Raw genomic sequence first — 25,273 nt, 5'->3', positions numbered from 1 at the left:
CGCATGTATTCAATTTTACCGGTCCTAGTAGCATTGTTAGCTAGTCTATACGCTGCATATAGTGACCTCAAGAGGGGTGTAATCCCTAATAGGTTAACATTCCCACTTATAGGCCTTGGCATAGTATTAGACGCCATATTTTCCTATCAGATGGGAGATCCGCTCTTTTTTGTTTTTGCACTGATATTCACTGGTATGACGTTTATTGTCTGTTATATTTTTTGGAGGTTGGGTGCCTGGGCTGGTGGCGATGTTAAATTATTCACGGGCCTTGCCGCGCTTTTACCATTCCAACCATCCCTGTTAAGATATTCTATCATGGGAGTGTCATTTCCCATCATAGCATCTTATCCATTCCCTTTTACATTGATAATCAACAGTATACTGGGTATACTCCCATTCCTTATCATTTTTGTATTTTACATAGCATCCAAATATAAAAGACACTTATTAGAAGAGCTCCTAGAACCTATAAAAGATTATAAAAGTTCTCTAATTTTTGCTCTTATCATAACATCAGCCATAACCTTAACATTAATGATAACATCAATCTTATCATTGCAGATTATCATATTAGCCTTTATAATAATCTATATTCTTACGATGATGATATCTAAACTACCCATGAAACCAAAAATCCTAGTAATATCCGCTGTAACATTATACTCCATATACCAGAATCCAAAATTGACAATAACTGGGATATTGATCCTATGGACTTCTATAATCATCTTACAGGTTATAAGGAAACTCCTAGGGAAAGTGGCCAAGGAAGCTCTCCAAGACGAAATAAAAGTAGAAGACCTCAAAGAGGGCATGATACTAGCCTATAAACTCTACAAAAAGGATAACAAATACTATTTCGATGAAAAAAGTTTCTGGGAAAAGATCAAAGAAGCTGCCAGGACAGGCAACCTTCAAAGTCTATCCCCAGGGAAAATCGTATTATCATCTATGGCCGCCGGCCTCACAAGAGAAGATATAAAACTTCTAGTTGAACTTTCAAAAACTGGGAAGATCCCGGGGAAGGTTAGGATAAAAAAGGGTGTTCCATTCGCTCCTGCAATATTCATAGGGCTACTATTATCTTTATCTATAGGTGATCTTGCAATTTTACTCTTAAAAGTCTTTAGCATAGGGATACGCTAATATATCTTAAGATTATAAAAAAGAATATAGTGATAAAGATGGATGATAAAGGTCAGCTTTCAGTTGAATATCTTTTGCTCGTGTTTGTAATCATTTTAATAGTAGGTGGAGTGACCATTCCTCTTATAGGAAGAGCCATAGATGCTAGTAATGACGTTTCAAGGGCATCAGATGCAAAAGTCGCCGTGGAATCGATTGCAAATGCGGCTGATGTTGTATATTCCAATGGACCAGGGGCTAAAAGGACGGTGAGTTTCTATATACCCCAAAATGGTATACTAGGCTACAGGAACAACATGATATACTTTACCATTACCTTTAGTAATAATACTATGAGGAACATAACAGCCACGACACAATATAATTATAACCTAACATCAAATAACATACAATTGACAAAGGGCTGGCATACTGCAACCATCACATGGCCACTAAACACGAGATCACTTACGATCACAATAGTTTAAAAAAGGAAATCTGGGGATTTATATGGGGTTTTTTTCCACACTAGGTGAAATCATCATAAATTTTTTTTACTTGTTAGGTACTCTTGTTATTGAACTTATAAGATTGCCTAAAAAGATAAAATCAGGGGCAGTTAAAGAGAAGATTAAAGAAATCAAAGTAGAGACTATATCCAGGAAAGGAATGGCTTTATTGGGCAAAATAGGTGCACATGATAATTTTGGGGTTAAAAGGATGAAGGGAGCTAAAGTCGAAGATTTAACCCCAATAGAGGATGAAGTGCACATAATGGTTAAAGGGGCCCGCTTTCATCCTTCAGAAAAAGAAAACACCGTCCTAAAGCTCCAAGTATCCGCTGCAGCATTTCTCATTGTTTCAATATTATACTCTTTTAATCTCGTATCATTTATTATATTTGCCGCTGTGGGGATTATACTAGTATTTCTGATAGTCTATATACTCTATTATCAAGTTAGGGTAATGTATGCAGAGGACTTCAATGCGTATAGAGATTTCTTCATTATGTATATAATGGTAGGATTATTCATAGTAGTGGTGGCTAATAACCCTGCTTTTTCCACATCATTCTTCTTCACATTTTTCCCATCACTCAGCATCCTACTATTTGCAATAATAGCCGTAATAATAGTATTTTTAGTATTTAGGATAAGATATTACAGAAATTATACATTTGGGGAAGTTATAGAAGTCGGTGAGAACACATCATATGTACGTGTGGACTATGACATAAGATCAAATGTGAAACCAGACATTTATATCGTTGAAAATAATGGATTCAAAGCTAAAAAAGGTAATATTGTGAAACTGGCAATTGAAGGTTCGCTATTCAGTGCCCGGGGCAATCGACCAACTAAAATACTGGAAATAGTATCCTAAACCATGATGGTATATATCCTATCACTTACTTTAATTTTATTATCACCTACTCGACTACCCCCAACTCTAAGAATAGACTCCACAGTCCTATTTATCACGAATGCCTTATAATTTTCAGGTAATGGCCTATCAAAATTTAAAATGATACTTTTGTCTTTTTCACCTGTTACAATAATGCCTTCCAACCGAATGGGTTGCATTGAAACATTAGAATATGTAATTTCAGTGACAGCTGAAGAAGCCCCCTCCCGAGCGGCAGATATAATATTATTCTCCTCTATTTGAGGACCTATGAAAGATGCGAAAACCAATATTATGATAACAACAAAAGATATTATTAAAATAAACTCTCCAGAAATCTGACCTCGCTTATCGACTATCATGATAATAAATTATATTTAAGATCAAATATAAATAATGTTCCAATATATAACAAGTTTGTAGGGGGAACTTTTTTGAGGTTTATAAAGGAGAGGGAAGGGTTTGTGTTTTCACTTGACCTTTTACTGGCCCTTATCCCGCTCACAATACTCCTTGGCACGGTAGTAATGAGTATGGATAATATAATGTATCTTTCCCAGAACACCATTTTTCAGAGCTCCCTTGAAAGACACGCCTCTGATGTGGCCGATGCGCTCGTAGAAACCCCAGGGGTTCCATATAATTGGGAACAGACAGGTAATCCATCCACAGTTGGCCTTGCAAGATATGATGTGTTAAAGGGAGTTCCTAATAAAAATTATTTAGCCCCCATCAAAGTGGCAGCATTAAATGATACCCATTTAAGGGAACTCATAGGACCTCAATATGGATACTACCTCAACATAACATCAACCGATGGCTTGAAAATAAAAACTCTCGGCACTTATAATGCAAGTGCCCAGAACATTGTAAGGGTTGAAAGATTTGTTCTCACAACTAAACTTGAACGTATAACATCCCTTGAGGGACTTATACGGGACGCTGGACAACCTAGAACTTATACTACGAGTTTCCCAACCAACAATGTATACCTACAAATATATGATTACTGGGTGATCGTCATAAATCGTGGCTATGATTCAGCATTTGTAGATGTAAACGGCAATCGTGTAATACCACCAAATGAGATAAATCAGCACATAACCGAGGTTAAAAAGCAGATCAACGAAACCTATCTATACAATAATACGACCTTCATAGATAATATATTAGCTGTGAGGACACAGAGTAATCCTGGAGCATCAATGGACGTATATGTTATCGCAGCTCCTAAAGGCACTCCTGCAGAACAAATAAACCTCGATAATATTAAAATTAGACCGGCAAAATTAATCCTTTATATATGGGTTAGGTGATCAAAATTGGATGAAAGAGGATTCATATTCACAACAGATGCAACCCTTGCATTAGTCATATTCTTCATCTTAGCAACCTCAATACTAACATATTATATTCTACCAGCATATATGGGTTCAGATCACCAACGCTTGGAAGCCATGGCAGCAGATACACTCGAACTAATGAGACAAGACGGGACACTACAAGCCGCTGCAGTCAAATACGCAGCCGGAAACCAATCGGCAGCCCAAGCAATACTTCAAGAAGAACTAGAATCATTAATACCTCCAGATACAGGTTACAGACTTACGATAGGCCCATATCCTTCAGTCACGGACGACAGGGGGATAAGCGTCCCAAAGGATGTTGCATCGAGGGCCATTGTAATCTCAGGGCCAAGGGAAGGATGGCTCGGACGTGCATGGTATAAGGTCGAAGAGATCACGATGGAAGATCAGACAGTAAATTCCACCACAACACTCTGGAATTTCCACAATTGGCTCACCAATTTCCAACCATGGAGTGGTGGTTTACGTACTTACCCTTATTGGGGTGGTGGCAGCTCACCACGAAACATTCCATTCACAGTCCCTTCAAATAATATCATATGGGGCAAATTTCTCCTAGGCTCATGCAACAAAAACAATGGATCATCATATGGTGCAACCGTCTATATTAATGGCCAACCATACAATATTTCTAATTCAAGCTTCACGTTCCTGAATCGCAGACCCCAGACTTCTCCTCCACAGCTTATGTATAATTACCAAGGGAATATTTCCAATCTTGTGGGCGGTTCAAACAATTTCTATGTGAACTTTCGAGAAATGGTCTCTACCCAAAGTTATGACATGCCATGGTTTTCTATCCTAGCGAATTATACTACAACAATAAAAGTCCCTAAGGGCTTGATAACAAGGACTTTCGCATTTAATGATGCGGCAGGCCTTGCGGTTCCAACTGCTCAAGACCTAGACGGAGACGGACAAGCAAATGAGTATGGTAGAATTTATAACCTCCAAACAGGTACCGTTAGCAACTTGTATAACTCTAGAACAATAGCATGGAACAGTATGGTGAGAGAAAACCATAGTTATTCTGATGGTCAACCTTTTGTTATAACCGGTGTTAATGGAGAAAACGGCTGCGCTGTTTCGGTTGTCCAAGACATAGATATCCCTGCTGGTTCTCGGATATTTGATGCTTATACGGTTATAAACCCTTATGGTGGTGTTGACAACGCCCTCGTGGAGGTCTGGAATGGAACAGCATGGAATGTCGTCTTCTGTTCATTTGATTATGGTGGTGTCGATTACAGTGTAAGAAGTGATGGTTATGGTAATGTACCAGGTATAATTTATATACGAGATTATCTTAGGGCTGGCACGACCAATAAGGTGCGCATTACAATATGGGACCAAGTACCTGGGAATGATTATGACCTTGTAGGTCTTGTAGATTGTTACAGTACGGTTTCGTATAGTGCACTTCCTATACAATGGCAGAATTTCCCATTCCCAAGTTACCAGAACAGTACAAATACCACAGCCCCAGTGAATACATTTACAATAGGACCGGATGCCCAGAGAGTCATATTATTCCTCGGCACGGGCCTTGACACTAGGAATATTTCAGTGGAAGTTAGAAATTCTACGAGTGGCTGGGTGCAACTTTATAGTGGCTCTCCACAGTTTGCAATCGATATCGGATCAATAGATGTTGCAGGGAGCAAAATATTCACAAAGAGTGGAACCCCCCAAAACTACACTACTAAACCAGGAACCTACTATATTAGAGTAACTGTGAATTCAAGCGCATCATGGGAATCAGGGGATATCGGAGGCACTGGTAGCACTTATCAGAGTTATTCTAATGCTGAGATTTATTCAGGTACTCGAGTGGCTGTTATTTATCCAAAGTTCCTTGCTAATATGTGGGCCAGCGCTTATGCGGATGATGCTTATGTTGCACAGGCAATGGCGCGTCAAAACCTTATAGATATGTTGGCACAGTCAGGTTACACCGTGGATCCGAATCTTATAAAGACAGAGGCACTTTATACTGGTAATCTCCCAAATGCCTTGCCTGTTAGATTGGATTTATGGAGGGACTAAAAGTGTATAATGATGAGAGAGGTTATGTTTTCACGCCCATGATGGTCCTCTTATTCATACCTATTGTTATCATGGCCATAGCATATGCAGATATTGTGAACGAGGCCAACATGTTAGTCGCGCTTGCAACTGGTGGAGATGTCACATTAACTGTCTTTTCATCGTTTTATTCTGATCTTGAAAAGGCTGCTAGTGATGCTGGTCGTAACGCGGCTTATAATGCCACTAGGATGGTTATTGATAATGCAACTGCTTTGGATCCCAACCCATTTTTTGAACCTGGTCAAAGCAAAAATTATATCCAAGCTCGTGTTGTTGATGCCCTTAATGTTTATATAATAAACTCCACTCTTACCCTTGAGAGAGAGACTGGACGTGAAATATACATAAACAATATTTCAGTCAATAACTATACTAGTACAGTAATAACAAGTAGTGATGTTAACATAACCCAAGAGGATCCATTTGGTTTTTATGTTATTATAAGGGCAGGTATACCCATCAAAGTCGTGCAAAAAGGACAATCTTTTGAGGGTAAAACGCCCCAGATAAAGGCTTATGTGAGTATTGAGGGACTTGAAGACCCTTACATTTGGATAAGAACTAAGCACCGTCAAAGTAACGTGATTTATAAGTATCCGTATTATGCCACTAATGGTACATACTATGATTATCGGTTAAACGAGACGGTCGATGACGATGATCATCTCCAGCATCTTTGGTATTGTCTGAATGGTACTGATAACCCGAGCACTATAACACCACGCCCATATTATATAGTTGACCCTTCTGGGCTTTCATTTTTTGACCGTCTAGAAAATCGTTCAAGTGGAACCAACTCCGTGGCAGGAATGAGTACATTCATAATAGGCGATCCGCTCCTCGAAGACCATAATGGTAATCCATACATTTCCAAGATCGACCGAGAATATTTTGCAGGTGTAGCCGGTTCAACGATAAAAGTTAGAGGTCATCCAATGTATGATCCTCTTGGAGCTCCATTCTGTCTATCAGACCCTTATAAGATACTTCTTGGACTTGCCGCAAATAATTATAGTTGAGGTGTATATATGGATGAAAGAGGTGTTTTAAGCGCTGACTTGTTATTCGCCACGCTCATGGTCATTATTATAATAGCGAGTATGGTAAGTCTTGTAGATAGTGAACTTTCAAAGACCCAAACAGGAGAATTTGGAAAAGCACGCATGGTAGGTGAAAGAGTAGCTGAGGCAGTTAATACAGTATATATCAATGGTCCTGGATATGAAGTGAATTTAACATTGCCTAATGGCACCTATACAATAAATGTCACGAACGGAACGATTAAAATTTATCATGGAAGCTATGTGGTAAGCTTAAACATTGTACCTAAAACTGATATTATACCAGCAAATCTTAGTGCCGGATCTTCATATAATCTGAAAAATGATAACGGCACTATAAAAATAACAAGGATCACGTGATAGGATGAAATGGGAGTATAAAGCACTTATTGGGATAATTATCATAACATTTTCATTGATATTTTATGCATATAACCCGTTCTTTTCTAAGGAGAAATCCCCACCAAAGCAACCAACCCCTCCACCAGCAGAGCCTCAACCCGCACCCATCGTAGTCCCAAAACCCAATAACTCATCAAACAATAATAATTCAACAGGAGATTTTGAAATAAGCGCTGAAAAGGCTGAGGAGATAGCATCAAAGCCAGGATATACTACTAAGGATCCAACATCCGGTTCTATTAAGATTCAAGAAAAGGATATTGAAGTATGGATAGTCCCACTCTACAAAGACCATAAACTCGTAGAAAGAGTATATATAAGTAAAACAGATGGTAAAATAGTTGCAACGGAAAAATTTTAGAAAAAAATCACCAAGCCTAAGCTTCAAATTTTTTTACAAGGAGGAAATCCATGGATGTCATAGTAACCCTAATAATGCTCATATTATTCATAATACTGTTAGTCTTTGTATTTTCTGTGGGTCTTATGACACCTGTTGTGGGTAAAAGGAACATATTCTTTGTGATATTCATAGGTTTCATGGTTGGTGTTATCGGTGGCACATTTTTCATCTTACCAGTCTATGATGATATACCAGGGATTGCTAGGGGCTTCTATGAGAGCATATATAGTAGCCCTGAAACTGTCTATGTTGATTTGTCACATGATGTTGATATTGGAGAATTCATCGAGGGCGTGAAAGGCGTTGAAGGTGTTGAGAATGTTAAGGTAGGATATATTCTCTTAAAAACTGATAATTTTACTAGTGAACGCGGAGAATTAATAGAAAAGGGTGTTCCAGTTATCGATTCTAATGTAACATATTGCAAAGCGGATCCCCGTGGGACTATCATATGTAGGATTAAAAGTGGAGATCCGCAGGCTACTATCAACCGAATATCTGATTGGCTCATTTTAACCAGTGAAATTTATACAAAGTATAGTATAGTACGAGTGTCCATTGACACTCATGCAAATAAGATCGAAAATTTACGGGAGTATCTCTCATCCAAAGGCATTGCAATAGCCTCCATTGAAGGTTCTGTGGAGGAGAAAATTGAAAGTTTCAAGGCTTCCATGCCGCCTAAGTCTGCTGTTGTGGTCTCTTGTGGTTTCATTGGCATGTTAGCCGGCCTTGCTGGCATATTCATAGACAGTATCATGGCCGTTTTAGCCGCAATTAGGAGAAAATTGGGGAGATAAGCTTTGGATGCTGCTGTACTCTATTCCGGTGGTAAAGATAGTACAATGGCACTTTACAAGGCTATGGAACAGGACAATGTAAAGTATCTAGTGTCCATGGTCTCAGATAACCCACATTCGTACATGTTCCATGTGCCTAATATAAAGTGGACACGTTTATCCTCTAAGGCTATTGGCATACCCTTAATCGAGGGTCCGACGAGCGGAATAAAAGAGGAAGAGCTAAAAGATCTTAAGAAGCTTTTAAGAGTGCTCGTTGAACGCGGGGTCAAAGTGTTATATTCCGGTGCCATTGTTTCCGATTACCAGCGGTCGAGAATAGACAAACTTTGTCAAGAGGTTGGACTCATTTCAAAAACGCCACTCTGGCATGTTAACCCGTGGGAGTATATGATGGAAATCTTGGATTTGGGGTTTAAGGTTATAGTGACTGCAGTTGCAGCTGAGGGTCTTGACAGTTCATGGCTTGGACGTGAAATAGACTATGAAATGCTCAAAGAATTAAAGGATTTAAATGAGAGATATGGTGTCCACTTGGCATTTGAAGGTGGTGAAGCCGAAACATTCGTCCTTGACGGGCCAATATTCAAAAAGAGGATCAAGATCTTAAAGGCTGAGAAGAAGTGGTTCAAGGATAGTGGTATTTTAGAGATAATGGATGCTATACTCCTGGATAAAGGTTAGTTATATTCTTCTTCGATTTTGGGAGCTAGCCAATCAATAATCTCTTTTAAGTTCTCTGATATGATCTCTACTTTTATATCACCAAGTGGTGAGATTTCCTCTTCTAATATGTTAACTTTTCCTATGAATGCAGCCTGCTTGTTAAGGTAGAATGTTGTCCTATAACCTTTAAGGTTCTCATATAATATTTTTCTTGCTGTTGAACGTATTCTTCTCTTCTCTAGTGATTCTCTGAGTTCTTCTAGGACTTCTATCCCACCTTCGCCCTGGATTGAATTGTCTGTTTCTTTGATTTCTATCTTGGGGAATATGTTAAGCACACTTTCTAGTACCTTTCTGGGGTTTTCTGTTGCGTTTATCCGAGTTTCAACTTTAACTTCACATTCCATGGGGAGTGTTCCACCTTAACAGTCTTTTGTAATCTTTTTTAATAATTTTTTTGTGTTTTCTTTGAATTTATGTAGGGAGCCCTCATTTATGATTATATAATCTGATGTTGCTATAACGTCTCCGAGGCCGAATCCTAGTTCTCTCTGGTCTCTTTTTACAAATTTCTTGTAGTCTTTTGTATCATCTTTTCTACCCCTTTTTCGGAGGCGTTTGAATCTTGTCCTTTGGGTGGAGAATATTGATATTACCTTGAATCCTTTATAATGTTTTTTGAATATTTCAACTTCATGGGGGCTTCTTATACCCTCTATTAGGATTTTCCCATTTTTGATATTTTCTATTTTGGGGATGCATCTTTCAGCTATTATATATTCTCCATGTTCTTTTCTTAGGCGTACTGCTGTCTTGCCTGGGTCCTCACCTGTTTTCTTCGCCTCTTCTCTTATGATGTCACCCATCCTTATTATATGGTAGTCCATCTCCTCTGCAATACTTGAAACTACTCCTTTACCGGATCCTGGCATCCCAGCTAATCCTATGATCTTCATCTGGTCTCTCCTTTAAAGTTTTCGCATCCTTTGGAGGTCTATTAAACGGAGCATATGCTCCAGGTTCTTTTTATTGTTGAATCCTTCTAGGATCTTTTTTAGTTCATCCTTGTTATAATCTTTTAATTTTTTCACGTATCTTATGAGGAGGGGGATAGCCCTCACTATGTTATCTGTAATGCTTATATCAGCATTCTGGGATGTTCTTGATAGAGGGTTGAGATCCACAGTTATGATGGTCTTACCAGCCTTTTTAAGCATTTCAGCCCGATCCCCATCCTCCAATGGCACGAGGACAACATCTGCAATGTATATGCCTTTTGGACTTGCCGTGGCCCTCGGACTCTTTATACCCTGGAGATATTTAAGTTTTTCATCTTCTGTTCCGAAAACTTCTTTTGCACCGGCTTCTTTAAGTATCTTTTCTATAAGTTTAACCCTCTTAGGTGTTCTGTGGAAGAGGTTTATCTCTATTTTTGCATTTAATAGTCTTGCAAGTTCAACTATCTCCTCTGGGACTAGAGCAGCTGTATTACCATTTACTGACAGTACAGGATTCTTGGCCAGTAATAATAGTGCTGCGGCTGCTTTAATGGCTTGGGTTGCTGGTTTTCTTGTTCTTTCACCTATAAGGTAGTCGAAGGCTTCTCCTCTGCCATGGGCTATGATACCAGCATCTGCGAGCACTCCTTTATGGTAGGCTTCTAGTATCTTTTCCCGCAACTTTAATGATTTGTAACGTGGATGCCCCTTCTCAACCATATAAAAGATAGATTTTCAACCCTTTACTATAAAATAATTACCCCCCCATAATATAGTACTAAGGGGATGAAACCAGATCATTATCAGAGGTGATATTATTGGCAGAGGAAATCGAAATTAAAAAGAAGAAACCCAAGCATAAATGGGGAGTCTACTTCGGAGGAATGCTCATAATTATCGGTGCTATATGGCTCCTTGTCGCCTTGGGTATAGTACCAGTAGTTTACTTGCGCTTTTGGCCACAGATCCTTTTGATAGTCATTGGGATACTCATACTAGTTAAATCAGTGGGGTAGATTAGAATGTTTGATTTGATGAAGCGTTTATCAGAAGCCAATGGCATATCAGGTTTTGAAGATGAGATAAGAAAAATCATGAAAGATGAACTAGAAGAGCACGTGGATAATATAGAAGAGGACAACCTCGGAAACCTTATAATGGTCCGGGAAGGAGATCCTGAAGCCCCTAGTATAATGTTAGCAGCTCACATGGATGAGATAGGCCTCATGGTACGCTACATCGACAAGAAGGGTTTCATAAAATTTTCAAAGATTGGTGGTATAAACGATCAGATGCTCCTCAACCAGCAGGTAGAGATCCATGGAAAAAAGGGCCCAGTCATGGGGGTTATAGGTTCAAAGCCACCCCATAGGATGAAACCAAAGGAAAGAAAGAAGGTTACAAGTTATGAGAAAATGTTCATAGACATAGGGGCGACCTCGAGAGAAGATGCAGAAAAACTCGTAGGGGTAGGAGATCCTGTAACCTTTAAGGCACCATTCAACGAACTCCCAAACAGACTATTCACTGGTAAAGCCCTCGACAATAGAATAGGCTGCCTCATACTAATAGAAGTGTTAAAGGGGGTTGAAACTCGGGCAACAATATATGGTGTTGGCACGGTCCAGGAGGAAGTGGGCCTCAAAGGTGCCAGGACATCAGCATTTAAATTGAATCCTGACATGGCCTTGGCAGTTGATGTTACAATAGCAGGGGATCATCCTGGCATGGAGGAAGAGGATGCGCCGGCCAAGCTCGGTAAGGGACCGGCAATAATTTTAACTGATGCGAGTGGTAAGGGTATAATAACCCATAAGAAGATCAGGGATTGGCTTATTTCAACTGCAAGGGAGGAGAATATACCTGTGCAGTTGGAGGTGAGTGAGGGTGGCACGACAGATGCAACAGCAATACATTTAACTCGTGCAGGTATACCGGCTGGTGTTGTCTCGGTACCTACAAGGTATATTCACACGCCCGTTGGTGTTGCGAGCATGGATGATATTAAAAATTGTGTTAAGCTCATCTTAAAGGCCCTTGAACGCCTATAGGCCTATTCATATTTTACTTTTTCTATTATTTCAATCCCGTTTTCACCTATCCTGTAGGGTACGAAGTCGATTGGGGTTTTTGTACTACGCATTTTGACAATGTCCATGACCCTTTCTCTTCTACCAGTGTAGGGGTTCTCCCTCTTTATGAGGTTTATAGCACCATAAACTGAGAATAATGCTATCTCATTAAATTCTCTGGCTGTTGCACTATCAAGTATTATTAGACTTGTTATATTCTTTTTTTTCAATTCATATACGAAGAAATCGAACCTATTCCTGAACTCATAAGGTGTTAACTTGCCAGTGTGGCTTCCGAGATTGTCTATGATAAGCACTTTAGTATCTGGCGGAACCTCTTCTAGGAGTCTTCCAATGTCTTCATTAATTGATTCGATCCCGATTTTCATCTCGGCTTCTGTAACCATGGCCCTTGTAGCGGCGAGACTCATTATCTTTAATTTACCATCTTCAATTAATGGTGCTATGTTCCAGCCAAAGGAGTTACACTGGAAATTGAGATCGGTTTCATCCTCTTCTGTTGTAATATAGACTGTCCTGAGACCATCATTTGCACTTTTTATGGCGAATTGTAAAGCCATTATTGTTTTGCCAGAACCAGCATCCCCTGTTATGAGTATGCTGCGGCCTACTGGGAATCCTCCTAATATTTCATCTAGGTCTTTTATACCTGTACTTATTCTTTGGAGTTTTTCCAATTCAAGCGCCTCCTTCTATGTGGAATTCAAATTCAAGTTTTTTCTTCCTGGATGTTTGTATTACATTACCCTCGAGTTTTGTCCATGTGAAACTTCTCATGATTATTGTTCTGAACATGAGAGAAAATATAGGATTTATATGATCATCCCATGGGAATGTTACAAACTCGAATTTGTATTGGTTTTCCTTTCTTATTCTTGTTTTTATTCCAAGGTTTTTGAGGAATGATTCTAACCATGATATATAGGCTTCGAAGATTTTCTTGGCGTCTTCTATTTTCCCTGTTTTGATCTGGGATAATAGGCCCTTTCTTTTCATGTGTTCATTGAATGAAGGTTTGAGGTTTTTTTCGAATTTATCCCCGAAACTTTTTATTATGGTATTCCTAAGCTGTGGGGGGATTGTTGATGCGAATATTGGGATGGCTGATAAAAGAAACCCGTATAATTCTCGTCTTGTTTTTTCCCTAATCAACTTTAATCTTCTTTTATCTGCTTCCATTTTTGCTGTTATATCATGTCCTATGATTTGTATAAAATTTTCCCCATTTTTTATTGTGGAAGCATATAATTCAAGGTAATGTTCTTTCCCATCATTGTCTTTTATTTTTACTTGTACTGGATTATCTAGACGGTCTTTGAATGGCTTTATAAGTTCATTTGTGAGCTTCTCGAATTCCCCCTTGGTGATAATACCTATTTCTTCAAGGATCTTGACATGTCTCTTATAACATTCTTTCTTGGGGAACCCTGTAACCCTTTCAAAGGCATTATTGAGGAACACTATCCTTTCATTCCTGTCCAAGAGCATGATCAGATCTGGTGAAGATTCTGCCAATTTACGGTATCTCTTCTCGCTCATCCTAAGTTTTGAATCCATCATATGCTTGTAAATGGCCACTTCGATTACACTGTGGAGTTCCCGGTCTTCAAAGGGCTTTATAAGGTAACCGAATGGTTCTGTCAGTTTTGCCCTTTCAAGGGTCTCTTTATCAGAGTGAGCTGTGAGATACACTACGGGAATATCATAGTCCCTTTTTATTATCTCCGCAGCTTCTATACCATCCATCTCTCCTTTTAGCACTATATCCATGAGTACAAGGTCTGGTTTCTTTTCCTTTGTAAGTTTCAAGGCTTCTTCCCCTGAACTTGCTATACCCACAACCTTATAGCCTAATAATTCTGCTCTATGTTTAATGTCAAGGGCTACTATACTTTCATCCTCGACCACTAACAATTTTATGGCCAAGTCCTCCCCTCCAAGCGGGTTAATTTGAATATTTTCACTGGGAGATTACCATAGACTATTGGGATTTCAATCCATTTGTAGTCTAGTTTTGTAGCTGTATTTTTCAGGATTTTTTCTTGCGGTGTTAGGAGTGTTATACTCCCATTTTCTGTGAGTATGTTCTTCGCGGTTCTGAGGAAGTTATGGTAGAGTTTTTTGATAATAGATTTTCTCCCGACTCTGATACCGTATGGTGGATTTGTCACGATAAAATCGGCTTCTTGAACATACTTGTCTAAGTGTTCTGCGTCACCTTGTATGACTTTGATGAAGTCTATCCCAAGTTCTGATAGTGTCTTTTGGCAGCCTTTAACGTGTTTCTTGAATTTTTCAATGCCTATGATTTTAAGTTTATGGTTGAATGGGAGTTTTCCACCCTCTTTGATGCGACCTGGGGGGATGTTGCTTCCCATGAGGGCTGCTTCGACTAGTATCGTCCCACTACCGCACATGGGATCTACTAGTATTTTCTTCGGCTTCCAATGGGAGATTCTGAGGAGTGCGGCTGCTATTGTTGGGTTGAGTGGTGCTGGGTGTTGGTATACCCTGTAGCCTCTCCTGTGAAGGCCCTTGTCCCCAGTGGTGTCAATGCCTACTAGTAGAAGGTCATGGATTAGTTCAACCCTGATTATGTTATCTGGGGAATCTAGGTTTACTCTGAGGCGTTTTTTCCTGGAAGATTGGTAGCTTTTTATGATAGCGTCACCGGCTACCCTTGCAATGTCCATGGAGTTGAAATCGTGGACGCCCACCCTCTTGGATCTTACAGCGAAACTTTCATTTGGCTTTATAAATGAGAAATCAATGTCTTTAACTTCTTTGTGGATATCTTCAAGTTTTGTGACTTTTGCGGATTTGAGTAGTAGTATGATCCTTTCACAAGTTCTTGCATGGTAATTTAACTTGTTGATTAACTTTTCATCGCATTTAAAATAGACTCTGCCATTACCATATTTTTTTATTTTACCCCCGAGTTCTTGGATTTCTTTTGCTGTTATTTTTTCCAATCCTTTGTGTGTTGTGGCGTATACTTCCATCTTCTTTTTTAGTCTCCTGCCTTGAGGAATATGTAGATAATATATGCTATTATGAGGATCACTATAACTGGCAGCAACCATATAAGGACATAGAAGGCTATAATTGCAAGTATTATTGCCACTATCAAATATATAATATCTCGTATTCCCATAATAGTTATGTGAGGGTTTATATAATTTAATAGTTTCCCCAAAGGTGGGAGTATGATATTCATTGTGAATAACCATGGACAGTATAATCATAGGATCCATAGGACGCTACGATACCTTAATATACCTGCTAAGATGATACCCAATACTATCCCAGTTGACGTCCTCCTAGAGTGTGAACCCACAGGGATTATAATAGGTGGGGGACCCTCAGTAGAGGAGGCTGGCAATTCCATAGAATATATATTGAAGATTAGGGTGCCAATACTTGGCATATGCCTTGGACATCAGCTGATGGCTTTGGCATTTAATGGTAGTGTTGGTAGTGCAGAAGCCGAGGAATATGCCCAGATAGAAATAGAAATATTAGACGAGGATGATATATTCAAGGGCCTTGGACCATATATGAGTGTATGGGCTTCGCACAAGGATGAAGTTAAGGTTTTACCCGAGGACTTTAAGGTCCTTGCAAGATCGAGTATATGTGAGATAGAAGCCATGAAACATGTTAGAAGGCCACTTTATGGTGTGCAGTTTCATCCTGAGGTCTATCACACACCAGAGGGTCCTAGGATATTCGAGAACTTCTATAAGGTATGCAAGGGTGTGGAATAATGTTCGAACCATCAGATTTCATAAAAAAAGCAGTAAAGGGTATAAGAGAACGTGTAGGTGATGGTAAGGCTATAATAGCATTATCTGGGGGTGTTGACAGTTCAGTTGCATCAGTACTCGCCAGTAAAGCTATAGGGGATAGGCTAGTAGCAGTATTTGTTGATCATGGCCTCCTAAGAGAGGGTGAAGTAGATTATGTTAAGGAAACCTTTAGTAGTCGCCTTAATTTACGTTTCATCGACGCATCAGAAAGATTCTTAGAAGAGCTCAGAGGAGTTACCGACCCGGAAGAAAAGCGCAGGATAATTGGGAGAGTGTTCATAGAAGTTTTTGAAGAGGTTGCTGAAGAAGTAGGCGCGGAGTACCTTGTACAGGGGACCATAGCTCCTGATTGGATTGAAAGTGAGGGGAAGATCAAATCGCATCATAACGTGACCCTACCACATGGACTAGTCCTGAAGATAGTCGAACCTTTAAGGGAACTTTACAAGGATGAAGTCCGCATCCTCGCCAAAGAACTTGGACTGCCTGATAAGATAGTCAAGAGACAGCCATTCCCCGGTCCTGGTCTTGCGGTTAGGATAATAGGTGAGATAACCCCCGAGAAGATTAGGATATGTAGAAAGGCTAATGCTATAGTAGAGGAGGAAATAATAGGCGCGGGATTAGATGAAAGGTTATGGCAATACTTCGCGGTACTCACTGATACAATGGCCACAGGCGTGAAAGGTGATATGAGAGATTTTGGCTATCTTGTAGTTTTAAGGATGGTGGAGTCAATAGATGCCATGACAGCAAGGGTGCCCGAATTACCATGGGATCTTATAAGAAGGATATCCAAGCGCATAACTTCTGAGATACCCGAAGTGACACATGTAGCCCTCTCAGTGAGTGATAAGCCACCAAGCACCATAGAATTCGCATAATAATAACTCTCCTTTTTTTATTATCATAATTATTATATTTATGATGGTAACATATGATAATCAATGATGGAGTTTAGCACCCCACTACCAGGAGACACAGAATCCCTCAAACAGATCATAAAAGAATTGAAAGGAAGCATAGACGAGGTTTACATGGCAGGCCCATCTGAGTACATGGGCAGTGGCCGGGCAACACTACATTCACCTTTACTAGAAGATATTGGAAGGCAAGTATCCTATGCGCATCGACACAACATCAAATTCAAACTTATATTAAACTCTTCCTGCCTATCAGGACAACATTTAACTTCCAATGGTTATAACATATTCAGAAAGTACTTAGAAGAATTAGAGACAATAAACGTGGACATGGTCATAGTCTCAGACCCTTACTTGGTGGAGATGATATCAAAGGACTTACAAGGTCTAAAAGTTGGGGTATCATGCATAGCCCACGTAGATTCACCCCAAAGGGCCAAATTCTTCGAAGATTTAGGAGCTGATGAGATAACAGTTGACACGAACATAAACAGACACTTCAACTTATTAGAGGCTATAAGAGAAGCTACAGATTGTAAACTCAAACTCATAGCCAATGAAGCATGCCTCTACAAGTGCCCATTCCGTTACTCACACTTCAACTTATTCTCACATATTACTGCTTCACCCCAAATTGCCATCATGGGAGACTATTATTTTGAAAAGTGTATTTCACTGCGGGTCAGAGAACCTACCCTCATAATAAGGTCACCTTGGATAAGACCAGAAGATATCCCTGAATATGAGAAGATAGGCATCGACATGATAAAAATTTCGGGAAGAGCAAACACCACACAATGGATAATAGATACCATGAAAAGTTACATCCAAGGACATCACAATGGCAACCTCTTAGAATTGTTGGATTGTCCAAACGAATTAAGGGATCACTTCTACATACCAAATGAGAAACTTGAGGGTGCCATAAGACAATGGAAAACTTGCAAAAAATTATGCCATAAATGTAATTTTTGTGAAAACCTCGCAGAGGAATTAATCCTTAAGAGAAGGGATTTATAATGAACAAAACTTTGAAGGAGCTGTCCTATGCGCGAGATAGAATTGAAGACACACTCCAGGATTTGAGTGGGAGGGCAATATTTGTCCCCGAGGTTAAAATATTTAACATGGCATGTGGTTGCAGAGGATTGCTCGCAGACCTCAGAGGCCTTGAAACAGAAGAAGCAGAAGTATTCCACAAGAAAATAACAAAAACCTTAAAGGATGTCCTCGGAAAGTTGGGCCTTAAAGTGGACATGATATATGCGAGGAACTTCCCAGGAAGTTATATGGTAGTTGGCATAACCGCCAGAAGATTCTGTGGAAGATGCAAAAGAGAACTTGGAAGTATAGTCTCACGCCCAGACATAATAGTCCTCAAAGGTTAAAACCTCCAAATTAGAGGAGCCTTGAGACTATTAATGCAACCTCTTCAAGCAAGTTCCTATCAAGTTCATCAAAGGCAGCCGGCTTGTTACTGTCAACATCAAGAACTCCAAGGATCCTATCATCCTTTTTTATAGGTACAGCTATCTCAGATTTAACATTTTCATTACATTGAAGATAATCATCATCCGAAAGGACATCATCAACAATAGATGTCCTACCAGTCCTCGCAACTCTCCCACAAACCCCCATATCTAATGGTATCTTGAGATGTGGCGTGGCGGGACCCTTATATGGGCCTAATATGAGTTCATCGCCCTCTAGAATGTATATCCCAACCCAATCAAAGTATGGTATATTTGAAAGTAATTCTAGTATCTCTTCAATGGATAAAGCAGGTTTAAGTTTCTCCCGCACCTTCTCTATTATAGTCTCTTTAGTGGACTTCATACGATGATTATATTAGGACAAGGTTTCTATAAAATTTTTCTAATGATAAAATCAAAGTACTTATACCTTGAAAAGCTTACAAAGAACATTAAATTGAGGTCATCAAATTTTGAGAAGGAAATGGAGGGATCCACACCCCCATCAGTTTTTATTGGAAGTTATAATTATCCAAAAGTTTATGCAGGACCTCTTGTAACCTCCAATGGTGATGATGTTCATCTTATGGATCTGCCAGAGGAGTGGATACCAAAGGGTAAAAGTATCCAGGATATCATAGGATATCGTCTCAACCTTGTAAGGGGAAAGCAAAGAGTCCATGTGAAAGACTTTGATGACAGATTGGTGGAAAAACTTCAAGAGATAACACTCGCCAAATCCCCTGTTGACAGTGAAGTGCTATTTTCACATAAACCACGTGGAGTGCAATTTTTCGGTGATGAAAATCCACCACATGGGCCTAGCGCACCAATAGAATACTTCCAGGCCGATAATGTGAGATGGGATCGTCATCTTGAAAAGGCCTATTATGATACTGACCTTAAAGCATCTGATGCAATCTACGAGTTATATAAGATGGGAGTGCCATTCTCTTCCATACAGAAGGGATTATCAGTTGGGGCTTTTGGTATTGAAAGGAGGCGCAAGCTTGTACCCACCCGTTGGTCCATAACAGCTTGTGACAGCATAATAGCAGACAGACTCCTCAGGAGAATCCAAAATTATGAGATTATCGATTCCTACCGGGTTTATGAATTTGAAAGTTTTAAAAATAGGTATATTATAATATTAACACCTACAAGATGGCAATATGAGTGGATAGAAGTTTTCTTAGGTGTCCTAGGATCGGAAAAGCTTATGTTCTCTGATCATGAAATTGGAGATTCGAAAAAGGAATATTCTAGGGTTGGGGGCTGTTATTACAGTTCGAAGATGGCTGTGCTTGACGCTCTTAACCGTGAAGAAAGACAAGCTGGTGCAATAGTATTAAGGGAAGCATACAAAGGGTACGTCCCATTGGGAGTGTTCAATGTACGCGAGAATGTGAAAAATGCCATGAAGCAACCCCCAATAGAATTTAACACCCTTAAGGGCGTGTTAAAGTATGTTGGATGGCGTTTAAGACTCGAACTGGGAGAGTATATAAGGGAAAGCCATCTCCTCAAGGAAACTGACAGGCAGACAAGCCTAGAAGAGTTCACTCAAAAAAATAAAGGAGGAAAAAAAGACTTTGAACCTCAAATTTAGAAGACCATCAAAGGCTGCGAGAAGAGCTCTCTGCAGAGCCGCGATGGAACCATCCAAAGCAAACAGGGTCTTAAAAGAAGTTGAAAATAGAATATCTGAATTGACCGGACATAATATTGTTAAGATCGTGAACAGTGGGAACGCCGCTTTATTAGCCGTTATGAGCAATCTACCACCACCTTTTCTCATACCAGATGAAGGTGGTTGGAGAGGCTTCAAACAAATCCCCAAGTTCCTCGGTAAAAAAACAATAACGTTAAAAACTCGATTGGGCATCATAGAACCCGGAGAACTCGAAAACGCAATCAAGGAAAATAGGCCTGCAGCACTCTTTTTAACGAGTTTCGCCGGTTATACAGCTGAACAGCCGGTTAAAGAAATTTATGATGTATGCTCTGAGAATGGTGTGATTCTCGTAGAAGACGCTTCAGGGAGCATAGGTGACCCTCTTGGCCGTCTATGTAATAGTGAGCATAATGATGTTATAATAGCATCAACAGGATCTCCTAAGATAGTGAATGCTGGTGGTGGGGGCTTCATAGCAACCTCTAACTGGAAAATATTCAAGGATAGTCTAATCTTAAGGATTTTGAAAGTTGACCCTTATCTACCGGCAGCAATAAACGAAGAACTTAAAAAGGCACCTCAAACGCTTAAAAAACTCCTTGAAGCCACTGAATATCTTAAAAATAGGCTAGAAAGAGTATATCATCCAAAAAGAAGGGGAGTGAATGTAATAATACCTACAGAGGATCCTGTTGGGTATGCTAGAAAACTCCGTAAAATTATAAAAGTGGATGGTGGAAATATTTTAACTGTCTGCCCTAGTTACGATCGGTTGAAGAAGAAGGCCGTGGCAGTAGAAATAAAAAATTTAGAAGTTGAATCAATCACAAAAGATAACCTTAATGATCTGATAGGTTGTATAGAATCTATGATTCGAGGATGAGGAGGGTTGTGCGCTCCATAAGAGCACCTGTAACACCTACAAGTTCTATTTCATTCTCTGTAAGATTATAAAGTTTTTTAAGGTACTCTTTATCTGGTTCGAGGACGCTGTCGTCTCGCTTGAACATCTTTGATAATATATCTAACTTATCAGAATCTATGAGGACTGCGCATATTTCCATTGGCCCCTCTTTGAGGCCCACCATTTCGAGGGCTTTGTTTATTTGTCTTGTGGCTGCCGTCCTTAAGCATATTTCCAAGCCTATGTCATTTGCTATGTTCTCTCCCCTCTTAAATGCCTTGATTGCATGTGCTGTGGCGTGTAAAACATGCTCTTTACCAGCTACTGCCCTGGCATCCATTAATTGTATGATACCATCGTCTTCTAAAATAGTTAGGGTTTCATTTATATCCCTTATTTCGCCCTTAAATCCTAGGATTTTTATTTTCATGTCTCCTTTTTTTCGTTTGCTAGTAATCGGTTAACTCCACTTATGAATGCTTCTACACTGGCCATTATAATATCTGGTTGTGTGCTTCTTGCACTTATTATCTTGTCCTTGTATCTGAGCTTTATTATCACGTCGATTAGAGCGTCGGTACCCCCTGTTATAGCATCTACGTGGTATTCCTCCAATTTTATATCCGCGAAGTCCTCTAAACTCTTCTTTATGGCCACTATGGCAGCGTCAACAGGTCCCACACCTATACCAGCCTCTAGGATCTCTTTTTCATTTATCCTTAGTTTTACTGATGCTGTTGGCGTCACTTTGTTACCTGATACTACTGTAAGCTCTTCAAGGTTCACCATTTTATCTTCAACTATGCCTAGCACGTCTTCTGCTATTGCCTGGAGGTCCACATCTGTTACACATTTCCCCATGTCACCTAGGCTTTTAACTCTCTTAAATATTTGTTTGAACTGCTTTTCATCAACTTTAAAATCGAATTCTTCTAACTTTTCTTTTAATGCACTGGTTCCAATATGTTTGCCCATTACAAATCTTCTCTTACGACCCACAAGTTCGGGTGTTATGGGTTCATATGTTTCGGCTTTTTTGAGGATGCCATCGACGTGTATGCCTGATTCGTGGGCGAATGCATTTTCGCCGACAATAGCCTTGTTAGGTTGGATGTATACTCCTGTGAGTCTGGCAACCATCTTGGAGGTTTCATATAACATTTTTGTATTAATGTTGGTTTTAACGTCATAAAGTGAATAGAGGGCTACTACAATTTCTTCGAGGGCTGCGTTACCTGCTCTTTCACCTATACCATTTATGGTTGCGTGCACTTCACTTGCACCAGCCTTTAGGCCCATAAGTGAATTTGCGACTGCAAGTCCGAAATCGTTGTGACAGTGCACGCTTAATGGTGCTTTGAGTTTTGAAAGTTCGCCATAGAATTCGTAGGCTCTTTCGGGTGTTAGGATTCCTACAGTGTCGCATGCACAGATTCTATCAGCCCCTGCACTTATACTCTCTTCTAATATTTCTTTTAGGAATTGCATGTTACTTCTCGTGGCGTCCTCAGCTGAGAATTCTACAATTAATCCATGATCTTTAGCATATTCTACAGATTCTATTGCGTTTTCTTTTACTTGGCTTGGGGGTTTTTGGAGTTTATTTTTAATGTGTAATTTGGATGTTGGGACTACTAGGTGTATGCTGTCAACATCACATTCTAGTGCCTTATCAATATCCAATTTTACGGCACGTGCAAAGCTACATATCTCAGCGTTTAATCCTTCTTTTACGATCTTTTTAATGGCTTTCCTTTCGCCTTCGGATGTTATGGCTGATCCTGCTTCGATTATGTCAACACCGAGATCGTCTAATCTTAATGCTATTCTAAGTTTCTCTTCTGGTGTTAATGAAACTCCTGGTGTCTGTTCACCGTCTCTGAGTGTTGTATCTAATATTTTCACTTGCAATGATATGAACCCCCAGAATCTTTTTCTAGTGTATATATTATCCTAGTGAGGCTTTTATGCATTCTTACAGCATGTTTTTCTTTTATTTTGAATTCATCTGTTATATTTTCTAGTTGGAGGTAATGTGGTGTTGCTATGCATATTCTACCATCTTCTTGTAGGTTGTATTTTGCTGTTTTGAGGAATTCCTTATAAAGTCTTTCTTGTTTTTCTCCACGGGTGGATGCGGATATTCCATAGGGTGGGTCTGTTACAATGGCCTTCACTGGTTTTTCAAGTTTAAGACTTCTGGCATCGGCCATTATAAGCTCATAGTCTCTTATACCATAATATTTGAGGTTTTTTTCAGTCCCTTTAATCATTTTGGGGTCTATATCGGCACCTATAACCTTTGCACCTACTATGCCTGCTTCTATGAGTATGCCCCCTGTCCCGCAGAAGGGGTCAAGTAGTCTTTCCCCTTTTCGGACACCTGAAAGGTTGACCATGCACCTGGCAAGTTTTGGGCTCATGGAGCCAGGATAAAAGAATGGTCTTTTATGGGGCTTTGCAATGTTGAAGTGTTTCTTGTCGATTTTATAGAGTCTTTTTGTGATAAATATTTTATCCTTTTCTATGATCAGGCGGATTAGTGTTTTTGGGTTTTCTAGGTTTACTTGTAGGTGTGGGAAGCCCTTTTTTATAATTGTGCCTGTCTTTTTTTCTATTATTGGTGAATCTATGGGTGCCTTTTCTATTTTCTTTGCTCTGACTGCGAAGTTGTCCTCTATCAGTTTCTCCCATTGTATGGATCTTATCGTGTTCTCAAATTTGGTGAGTGTGGTCTTAGATATGACTTGGGATATTTCATGGGTATAGGCTAGCCTAGATAGGTTGGGGATTTTATCTGCTTGGATTTCGAGGATCATTAATTTGTCTCTGTGATATTTTATCTTGTATTTTGTATTTTCTGCTTCTAGTAAGCTCTTGACTTCACTTGGAGGTAGTGTTTTGTGTTCTCCTGATAGTATCATGGCTATTTCCATATTCTTGTCACCTTCTTCCAGATGAAGGAGGGTATCAGTGAGGTGAGGAGGCCTCTTTTTAGGAATTCTTGTATTAACGGTGTTTGATAGTCCATGTCACCATATTCTATTATGATGTCCTTGAGGTTTTTTTCTTTTATTTTTAGGATTATATTGTCTATTTCATCGTTTTCTAAGAGTTTGAAGGTTTTCTGTATTCTGAGCTGATTTCTGATTTCTTTGTCATAAATTTTATGGTATCTCTCATGGTATTTTCTGAGTATATTATGATCTTCATGGTTTATGGCCTCTTCTATGGTCTCAGCTGCTATTTCAGCCGCTTTGAAGCCTAATAGTAAGCCCCCACCAGTGGTTGGTTTTACTTGGGCTGCTGAATCCCCTATAAGGATGCATCTACCCTTGTATAATCTTTTATTGGGGTCTGGTGCTGGTATGTTACCAGAGTATCTTTCAAGTATATTGAAGTGGTGTGAAAAACTTTTTATGAACTTAACTAGGAAATCCCAAGGTTTTCCAGATTCTGAAAAGAAGCCTATTCTCGCCCTTGTCTCTGATAGGGGTATCCTCCAGAGGAAACCTGGACTAATATCTGCGTCAATCTTCAAATCGAGGAATTCTGGATCCATTATAGTATCTTGGAATTCTATGAGGTATTGTTTTGCACGGAATCCTTTCTGGCCGGGTTTGAATCCCATTGCATCGGCGATTATGGGAGCCGAAAGGATATCACGCCCGTTTATTGTTACTTTGCCTTGATTATAGTCGACTTCTGTCACTTTACTGTTTGTTAAAAGTTCAACCCCACTGGAGACAGCTTCTTCTGCTAGGTACTGGTCATAGGATATTCTGTCAATTACATATGCTTCCACATCATCCTTGGAGATTTTCAGAATATGATTTGATGGTGAATGTATAATGGCGCCTTTTATCTTGTTTATTATAAACTCATCTGGTAGTATGTTAACTTTTTTTATCTTCCAAGACACTAAACCTGCACATTGAAGTGGTAAGCCTATTATCTTCTTCTTATCAACCAATCCGACTTTAAGGTCCTTTTCTGCTAAAAGTCTTGCGAGGGTGGATCCGATTGGACCGGCTCCTAGCACGAGGACATCATAATCCCACATTTATATCCTCCACTGGC

Annotated in this window: 30 protein-coding genes; 18 read left to right on the top strand and 12 right to left on the bottom strand. The window is 39.6% G+C overall.

All coding sequences use genetic code 11. The annotated features are described in order from the left end of the window. The first annotated feature begins 3 nt into the window (after nt 1-3). The 3 genes from QFX38_06090 to QFX38_06080 all read left to right on the top strand — a co-directional run bounded on the left by QFX38_06090 (nt 4) and on the right by QFX38_06080 (nt 2,511). The gene (locus QFX38_06090) at nt 4-1,149 is read left to right on the top strand and encodes an A24 family peptidase C-terminal domain-containing protein (GenBank protein ID MDI9624438.1); all 1,146 of its coding nucleotides are present in this window, start codon (nt 4-6) and stop codon (nt 1,147-1,149) included. A gap of 38 nt (nt 1,150-1,187) precedes the next feature. Continuing rightward, the gene (locus tag QFX38_06085; protein MDI9624437.1) at nt 1,188-1,616 is read left to right on the top strand and encodes a class III signal peptide-containing protein; all 429 of its coding nucleotides are present in this window, start codon (nt 1,188-1,190) and stop codon (nt 1,614-1,616) included. Nucleotides 1,617-1,686: 70 nt separating this feature from the next. Beyond that, entirely contained in the window at nt 1,687-2,511 is an 825-nt protein-coding gene (locus tag QFX38_06080; GenBank protein MDI9624436.1) for a DUF2101 family protein, read from the top strand. Here QFX38_06080 and QFX38_06075 read toward each other — a convergent pair. Beyond that, nucleotides 2,508-2,894, bottom strand: a complete 387-nt coding sequence (locus tag QFX38_06075; protein ID MDI9624435.1) for a hypothetical protein — start codon at nt 2,892-2,894, stop codon at nt 2,508-2,510. The genes QFX38_06080 and QFX38_06075 overlap by 4 nt on opposite strands. A gap of 72 nt (nt 2,895-2,966) precedes the next feature. On the opposite strand from QFX38_06075, the gene QFX38_06070 reads away from it, so the two are divergent. The 7 genes from QFX38_06070 to QFX38_06040 are packed head-to-tail and all read left to right on the top strand — an operon-like array spanning nt 2,967 to nt 9,337. Next, the gene (locus tag QFX38_06070) at nt 2,967-3,848 is read left to right on the top strand and encodes a hypothetical protein (GenBank protein ID MDI9624434.1); all 882 of its coding nucleotides are present in this window, start codon (nt 2,967-2,969) and stop codon (nt 3,846-3,848) included. Nucleotides 3,849-3,854: 6 nt separating this feature from the next. After that, on the top strand, nt 3,855-5,945 hold the full coding sequence (locus QFX38_06065; protein MDI9624433.1) for a hypothetical protein: 2,091 nt from the start codon (nt 3,855-3,857) through the stop codon (nt 5,943-5,945). 2 nt (nt 5,946-5,947) lie between these two features. After that, nucleotides 5,948-7,006 carry a hypothetical protein gene (locus tag QFX38_06060; GenBank protein ID MDI9624432.1) on the top strand — a complete coding sequence of 353 codons (1,059 nt, stop codon included), beginning with the start codon at nt 5,948-5,950 and terminating at the stop codon, nt 7,004-7,006. Nucleotides 7,007-7,015: 9 nt separating this feature from the next. Next, nucleotides 7,016-7,408 carry a hypothetical protein gene (locus QFX38_06055; protein ID MDI9624431.1) on the top strand — a complete coding sequence of 131 codons (393 nt, stop codon included), beginning with the start codon at nt 7,016-7,018 and terminating at the stop codon, nt 7,406-7,408. Nucleotides 7,409-7,463: 55 nt separating this feature from the next. After that, nucleotides 7,464-7,811, top strand: coding sequence for a peptidase (locus QFX38_06050; GenBank protein MDI9624430.1), 348 nt, complete (start codon nt 7,464-7,466; stop codon nt 7,809-7,811). 50 nt (nt 7,812-7,861) lie between these two features. Then, nucleotides 7,862-8,653, top strand: coding sequence for a hypothetical protein (locus tag QFX38_06045; GenBank protein ID MDI9624429.1), 792 nt, complete (start codon nt 7,862-7,864; stop codon nt 8,651-8,653). 3 nt (nt 8,654-8,656) lie between these two features. Then, complete coding sequence (locus tag QFX38_06040; protein ID MDI9624428.1) at nt 8,657-9,337, top strand: TIGR00289 family protein; 681 nt, start codon at nt 8,657-8,659, stop codon at nt 9,335-9,337. Here the strand turns inward: QFX38_06040 and QFX38_06035 are convergent. The 3 genes from QFX38_06035 to QFX38_06025 are packed head-to-tail and all read right to left on the bottom strand — an operon-like array spanning nt 9,334 to nt 11,037. Further along, nucleotides 9,334-9,726 carry an RNA-binding domain-containing protein gene (locus QFX38_06035; GenBank protein ID MDI9624427.1) on the bottom strand — a complete coding sequence of 131 codons (393 nt, stop codon included), beginning with the start codon at nt 9,724-9,726 and terminating at the stop codon, nt 9,334-9,336. The genes QFX38_06040 and QFX38_06035 overlap by 4 nt on opposite strands. A 15-nt stretch (nt 9,727-9,741) precedes the next feature. Next, nucleotides 9,742-10,275 (bottom strand): AAA family ATPase, encoded by a 534-nt coding sequence (locus tag QFX38_06030; GenBank protein ID MDI9624426.1) that lies wholly within the window; start codon nt 10,273-10,275, stop codon nt 9,742-9,744. 12 nt (nt 10,276-10,287) lie between these two features. Then, nucleotides 10,288-11,037: a 4-phosphopantoate--beta-alanine ligase gene (locus QFX38_06025; GenBank protein ID MDI9624425.1), complete on the bottom strand. Its 750-nt coding sequence runs from the start codon at nt 11,035-11,037 to the stop codon at nt 10,288-10,290. Between the two features lie 98 nt (nt 11,038-11,135). Between QFX38_06025 and QFX38_06020 the strand changes: the two genes are divergently transcribed. Beyond that, nucleotides 11,136-11,333, top strand: a complete 198-nt coding sequence (locus tag QFX38_06020; protein ID MDI9624424.1) for a hypothetical protein — start codon at nt 11,136-11,138, stop codon at nt 11,331-11,333. Between the two features lie 6 nt (nt 11,334-11,339). Continuing rightward, a complete protein-coding gene (locus QFX38_06015) occupies nt 11,340-12,368 on the top strand; it encodes a M42 family metallopeptidase (GenBank protein MDI9624423.1) in 1,029 nt (342 codons plus the stop codon). A gap of 2 nt (nt 12,369-12,370) precedes the next feature. Here the strand turns inward: QFX38_06015 and QFX38_06010 are convergent, their stop codons facing one another. Genes QFX38_06010 through trm14 form a run of 3 tightly spaced genes read right to left on the bottom strand, consistent with a single transcriptional unit; the run spans nt 12,371 to nt 15,412 of the window. Further along, nucleotides 12,371-13,087, bottom strand: a complete 717-nt coding sequence (locus tag QFX38_06010; GenBank protein MDI9624422.1) for an ATPase domain-containing protein — start codon at nt 13,085-13,087, stop codon at nt 12,371-12,373. A gap of 1 nt (nt 13,088) precedes the next feature. Then, nucleotides 13,089-14,336 carry a methanogen output domain 1-containing protein gene (locus QFX38_06005; GenBank protein MDI9624421.1) on the bottom strand — a complete coding sequence of 416 codons (1,248 nt, stop codon included), beginning with the start codon at nt 14,334-14,336 and terminating at the stop codon, nt 13,089-13,091. Continuing rightward, entirely contained in the window at nt 14,327-15,412 is a 1,086-nt protein-coding gene (trm14, locus tag QFX38_06000) for a tRNA (guanine(6)-N2)-methyltransferase (GenBank protein MDI9624420.1), read from the bottom strand. Before trm14 ends, QFX38_06005 begins: the two co-directional genes overlap by 10 nt. A gap of 204 nt (nt 15,413-15,616) precedes the next feature. Between trm14 and QFX38_05995 the strand changes: the two genes are divergently transcribed. From QFX38_05995 to QFX38_05980, 4 genes are all read left to right on the top strand, one after another. Continuing rightward, entirely contained in the window at nt 15,617-16,177 is a 561-nt protein-coding gene (locus QFX38_05995; GenBank protein ID MDI9624419.1) for a GMP synthase subunit A, read from the top strand. Beyond that, entirely contained in the window at nt 16,177-17,103 is a 927-nt protein-coding gene (gene guaA / locus QFX38_05990) for a glutamine-hydrolyzing GMP synthase (GenBank protein ID MDI9624418.1), read from the top strand. The genes QFX38_05995 and guaA overlap by 1 nt, the downstream gene beginning before the upstream one ends. A gap of 63 nt (nt 17,104-17,166) precedes the next feature. Further along, nucleotides 17,167-18,162 (top strand): peptidase U32 family protein, encoded by a 996-nt coding sequence (locus tag QFX38_05985; protein ID MDI9624417.1) that lies wholly within the window; start codon nt 17,167-17,169, stop codon nt 18,160-18,162. Further along, nucleotides 18,162-18,530, top strand: coding sequence for a DUF5402 family protein (locus tag QFX38_05980; GenBank protein MDI9624416.1), 369 nt, complete (start codon nt 18,162-18,164; stop codon nt 18,528-18,530). Before QFX38_05985 ends, QFX38_05980 begins: the two co-directional genes overlap by 1 nt. A gap of 10 nt (nt 18,531-18,540) precedes the next feature. Here QFX38_05980 and QFX38_05975 read toward each other — a convergent pair whose 3' ends face one another. Continuing rightward, complete coding sequence (locus QFX38_05975) at nt 18,541-18,978, bottom strand: GAF domain-containing protein (protein MDI9624415.1); 438 nt, start codon at nt 18,976-18,978, stop codon at nt 18,541-18,543. A 42-nt stretch (nt 18,979-19,020) separates the two neighbouring features. Between QFX38_05975 and QFX38_05970 the strand changes: the two genes are divergently transcribed. Beyond that, the gene (locus QFX38_05970; protein ID MDI9624414.1) at nt 19,021-20,223 is read left to right on the top strand and encodes an Nre family DNA repair protein; all 1,203 of its coding nucleotides are present in this window, start codon (nt 19,021-19,023) and stop codon (nt 20,221-20,223) included. Next, complete coding sequence (locus QFX38_05965) at nt 20,207-21,172, top strand: DegT/DnrJ/EryC1/StrS family aminotransferase (protein MDI9624413.1); 966 nt, start codon at nt 20,207-20,209, stop codon at nt 21,170-21,172. The genes QFX38_05970 and QFX38_05965 overlap by 17 nt, the downstream gene beginning before the upstream one ends. Here the strand turns inward: QFX38_05965 and cgi121 are convergent. The 4 genes from cgi121 to QFX38_05945 are packed head-to-tail and all read right to left on the bottom strand — an operon-like array spanning nt 21,156 to nt 25,256. Beyond that, nucleotides 21,156-21,623 carry a KEOPS complex subunit Cgi121 gene (gene cgi121, locus QFX38_05960; protein MDI9624412.1) on the bottom strand — a complete coding sequence of 156 codons (468 nt, stop codon included), beginning with the start codon at nt 21,621-21,623 and terminating at the stop codon, nt 21,156-21,158. The two genes, QFX38_05965 and cgi121, sit on opposite strands and share 17 nt — an antisense overlap. Continuing rightward, entirely contained in the window at nt 21,620-23,104 is a 1,485-nt protein-coding gene (locus tag QFX38_05955) for a 2-isopropylmalate synthase (protein ID MDI9624411.1), read from the bottom strand. Before QFX38_05955 ends, cgi121 begins: the two co-directional genes overlap by 4 nt. Further along, on the bottom strand, nt 23,095-24,129 hold the full coding sequence (locus tag QFX38_05950) for a TIGR01177 family methyltransferase (GenBank protein ID MDI9624410.1): 1,035 nt from the start codon (nt 24,127-24,129) through the stop codon (nt 23,095-23,097). Before QFX38_05950 ends, QFX38_05955 begins: the two co-directional genes overlap by 10 nt. Beyond that, complete coding sequence (locus QFX38_05945) at nt 24,120-25,256, bottom strand: geranylgeranyl reductase family protein (GenBank protein ID MDI9624409.1); 1,137 nt, start codon at nt 25,254-25,256, stop codon at nt 24,120-24,122. The genes QFX38_05950 and QFX38_05945 overlap by 10 nt, the downstream gene beginning before the upstream one ends. Between the last annotated feature and the right edge of the window lie 17 nt (nt 25,257-25,273).

It is taken from the genome of Methanothermobacter sp. (assembly GCA_030055615.1).
Classification (GTDB): Archaea; Methanobacteriota; Methanobacteria; order Methanobacteriales; family DSM-23052; genus Methanothermobacter_A.
Note: the sequence above shows the minus strand (reverse complement) of the source record. Positions and strands in the feature narration are given on the sequence as shown.